This is a genomic window from Micromonospora sp. NPDC047753 (assembly GCF_040642735.1).
GTDB lineage: Bacteria > Actinomycetota > Actinomycetes > Mycobacteriales > Micromonosporaceae > Micromonospora.
In genome coordinates this window covers 1-3,525 of sequence record NZ_JBEYSL010000612.1, presented here as the reverse complement: position 1 = coordinate 3,525, position 3,525 = coordinate 1, and the positions used below count along the sequence as shown (strand labels likewise).

Annotated in this window: 3 protein-coding genes; 2 read left to right on the top strand and 1 reads right to left on the bottom strand. The window is 74.5% G+C overall.

What is annotated here, in order from left to right; translation table 11 throughout:
- Positions 1-203 precede the first annotated feature (203 nt).
- Entirely contained in the window at positions 204-434 is a 231-nt protein-coding gene (locus tag ABZ749_RS31875) for a CDGSH iron-sulfur domain-containing protein (RefSeq protein WP_355007868.1), read from the bottom strand.
- A gap of 145 nt (positions 435-579) precedes the next feature.
- Here ABZ749_RS31875 and ABZ749_RS31870 point away from each other — a divergent pair, with 145 nt between their 5' ends.
- Both ABZ749_RS31870 and ABZ749_RS31865 read left to right on the top strand, forming a co-directional pair.
- Positions 580-2,022, top strand: a complete 1,443-nt coding sequence (locus ABZ749_RS31870; RefSeq protein WP_357234354.1) for a hypothetical protein — start codon at positions 580-582, stop codon at positions 2,020-2,022.
- 222 nt (positions 2,023-2,244) lie between these two features.
- Positions 2,245-3,393: a SigB/SigF/SigG family RNA polymerase sigma factor gene (locus ABZ749_RS31865; RefSeq protein ID WP_091408326.1), complete on the top strand. Its 1,149-nt coding sequence runs from the start codon at positions 2,245-2,247 to the stop codon at positions 3,391-3,393.
- Positions 3,394-3,525 lie beyond the last annotated feature (132 nt).

Here is a 3,525-nt window from a genome sequence, read left to right as displayed (position 1 = left end):
CCGACGTGTGCTCGCCGCCCCGGGTGGGGGCGTGCCGCCCCGGGTGGGGGCGTGCCGCCCCGGGTCCGCCCTTTGCTCTGCACCCGCCCATGCACCGCACACGGTCCGTAACTGGCGCGTGGGCGGGTGCAGAGCAAAGGGGACGTGCCTCTGGTGCGGTCCCTCCGCGCCCTGTCGCGGCCGCGTGACTCGGGGATGTGGCGTCAGCCCTCGCGGGTGGTGCCGGCGCGGAAGTTGATCGCCTTGTGGGTGCCGTCGCAGAACGGCTTGAGCGCCGACTTGCCGCACCGGCACAACGCCACAGTGCCCCGCCGCGCGTCGATGCGCTCGCCGTTCGGGGTGACCAACGCGAAGTCGCCGCGGACCAGCAGCGGTCCGTCCTCGTACGGGGTGATCGTGGCGGCGGCTGGCTCGCTGGTGTCGTCGGTGCGCATGGCCCCGGAAGTGCCCGTCCTGGCCCTGGCGAAACCCGAGCCGCCGAACGCCGGTGATGACCGGGGCACCCCGCTGACCAGCGGAATGTGCCGCCGGGTGGGTGATGCCCCGTTTGAACCCCATCGGGACGGGAAGCCGGGCCGCGTGGTGAGCGAACGAGGCAAGGTGGGGCCGGTGCACAAGGTGCACAAGGGGCTCACGGCTGATGGCGCCGGTCTCGCCGGCGACCGGGTCGTGGCCGCGGGCAGCTCCGCCCGGGTGCTGGTCGCCGCCACCGCCCGGGCACTGCGTGGGGTCGACTGCGCCGACCTCGGGCACACCGGGCCGACGTCGCGGTTCCCCGGCGCCCCCGAACCGGTACGCCGTGCCGCGGTCACCCGCGCCGCCGGCCGGGTCGCGCTCACCGTGGCCCAGATCGACGAGGTGGACGCTGCGAGGGTGGCCCGCTGGTTCGTCGACCAGTACCCCCGCCGCCGCTACCCGGGGGTGCTCATCGGCTCTCCGCACGGCGCTGCCGCGCACCTCGCGGTGGCCCTCGGGGTGCCGTGGCTGCCGGCGGGCTTCGAGATGACCGTGCACTGGTCCGACGGCGCGGTGGACCGCCCGGCGGACGCCGCGGAGCATGGCGCGGCACTCTCCGCCCGGTTGCTCGTCGGCAACGCCGACCTGCACCTGCGCCAGGTGCACTGCCCGGCCAGCCGTGGCGCGCTGACCGGGGCGACCGTGTCGCTGACCGCTACGTGGAGGGCCCTACCGGCCGCGTACGCGCGGTTCCTGGCCGACCGGCTGGTGCCAGGCGCCCCCGTGCTGCTGGTCCGCGACGCACGGACCTGGCCGGTGCTGGAGCGCGGACCGGGGCACAGCTTCCAGGTCGGCTGCCCGGGCAGTGGGCTGGACCCGGTGGACTTCCACCCGGACAGCCACGCGTTGCGGCAGGTGCTGCGCTCCGTCGGCGGGGACGCGACCCGCTGGGAGCCGCCGGAGGTGTCCGTGCCGTCGGCGTACGCCGAGCACGGCGTCGACTCGGGCTTCGAGCTGGCCGCGCGGGACTGGTCCACCCGGCACCAGCACCCCCTGCACCGGGTGTTGGTGCCCCGGCCGGCGGCACTGAGCGCGGGCGTGGCCGACCTGTACCGGCGGTGGCTGCGGCGCGCCGGCAAGACCGGTGACCGGTTGGTGGTGGAATGCGGTCGACTGCTCGACCCGTGGCAGGTGGTGCGGGCGGGGCTGGTGCCGTACTGGTGTGAGAACGCCACCCGCCGCAGCGTCGACGAGGCCGAGTGGTGGCTGGCCGGCAGCGAGCCCTTCAGCTCGGTGGACGTGTTGCCCGAGCCGCCCGGGGTGCGCTCACCCGCGCTGGCCGGGCTGCCACAGTGGCTGGCCGTCGCCGGGTTCGGCCGGCGGCGTCGGGCGCTGGACCGCACCACCGCCCGCGGGTACCCGGTCACCTCGGTGCCCACCCGCCGGGCCACCGAGGTGCTGCGCGCCCAGCCGTACGACCTGCCGGCGCCGCCCCCGCTGGGGGTCGCCGAGGCCCTCGCGGTGCTCCGCGACAGCGGCGGCCACCAGGGGTTATTGGTCTCCTGAGACGGAGCACGCCGAAACTTCCTCGCGAACCCGGGGTCCCGTGATTGAGTACCTACGGAGCGGGAACATCGCTGGCTGCGACGGCCTAATTGCGCTGCGTAGAGGTGTTGTCGCCCGCTGGCATCCCAGTCACTGACCCACTTTCCGGCCCGGTGCGTGGCTCGACCACGCGCACGACCGGTTTCCCGATCCGGGCGGGGGACCTTCCTGAGGGAGGCGCGGATGTTCGGACAGACGAGCACGACCACGACCACGACCCCACCACCGCCCAACGATCGGGGTCTGGAGGATCTCGACGCGGCGGCGATGGCGTACGCGGCGCGGATCGCCGGGCTGCCGCCGGAGCGGCGGGGGGAGGCCCGGGACGACCTGGTGCGCTTCGCGCTGCCGTTCGCCGGCCGGCTGGCCCGCCGGTACCGGGGGCGGGGGGAGCCGCTGGAGGACCTGGAGCAGGTGGCCCGCCTGGGGCTGGTCAACGCCGTCGACCGCTATGACCCGGAACGGGGCTCCTTCACCGCCTACGCCGCCATCACCATCGTGGGCGAGATCAAACGGCACTTTCGGGACCGTACCTGGGGCGTGCACGTGCCCCGCCGGCTGCGGGACCTGATCCTCGAAGTGGGGCAGGCGACTGCCGCGCTCACCAGCGAGCTGTCCCGGGCCCCGTCCGTGGCCGAGCTGTCGGCCCGGTTGGAAACCCCGGAGGAGGAGATCCTCGCCGCCCTGGAGTCGGCGGCCGGCTACAGCCCGGCCTCGCTGAACGCCCCGGTGGGCGGGGAGAGCTCCGCCGAGTTCGGAGACCTGGTCGGAGAGTCCGACAACGCGTTGGAGTCGGTCGACGACCGGGTGACGGTGAGCGGTCTGCTGCACCGACTGCCCTGGCGTGAGCGACGGATCCTCGCGATGCGCTTCTACGGCAACCAGACCCAGGCCGAGATCGCCGCCCGGTTCGGCATCTCGCAGATGCACGTGTCCCGGTTGCTGTCGCGGGCGCTCACCTGGCTGCGTCAGGCGATGCTCGCCGACGCGCCGCCGCCGTGGCAGAACGGCGCCGCCGAACCCGACCCGGGCAAGACCCGGATCTCGGTCAAGCAGAACGGCGACTCGGTGGTGGTCGAGGTCGGCGGCGAGATCGACCGCGACGGCGCGGACCAGCTGCGCCGGGCCATGCTGGAGGCGGTCACCGGCCAGCCCAGCGAGGTGGTCGTCGACCTCGTCGGTGCGGGTGGCTTCGACGCCGGTGGGATCGCCGCGCTGATGGCCGGTCGGGACGCGGCGGAGCGCACCGGGGTGCCGCTGCGGCTGACCCGGGTCCAGCCCGCGGTACGCCGATCACTCACCGCCGCCGGCCTGGCGCCGGCCCGGGACTGACACACACGGACAGGCGAAGGGCCGACACCCCGCTGGGCGGCGAGCCTGTTGTCGGTGGGCGCGGAGATGGTCCATGCGTAGCGGCCGGCAAGCGGTAACGGCGGAAGGCGGACCGGCTGGCCGGTGGCAAGG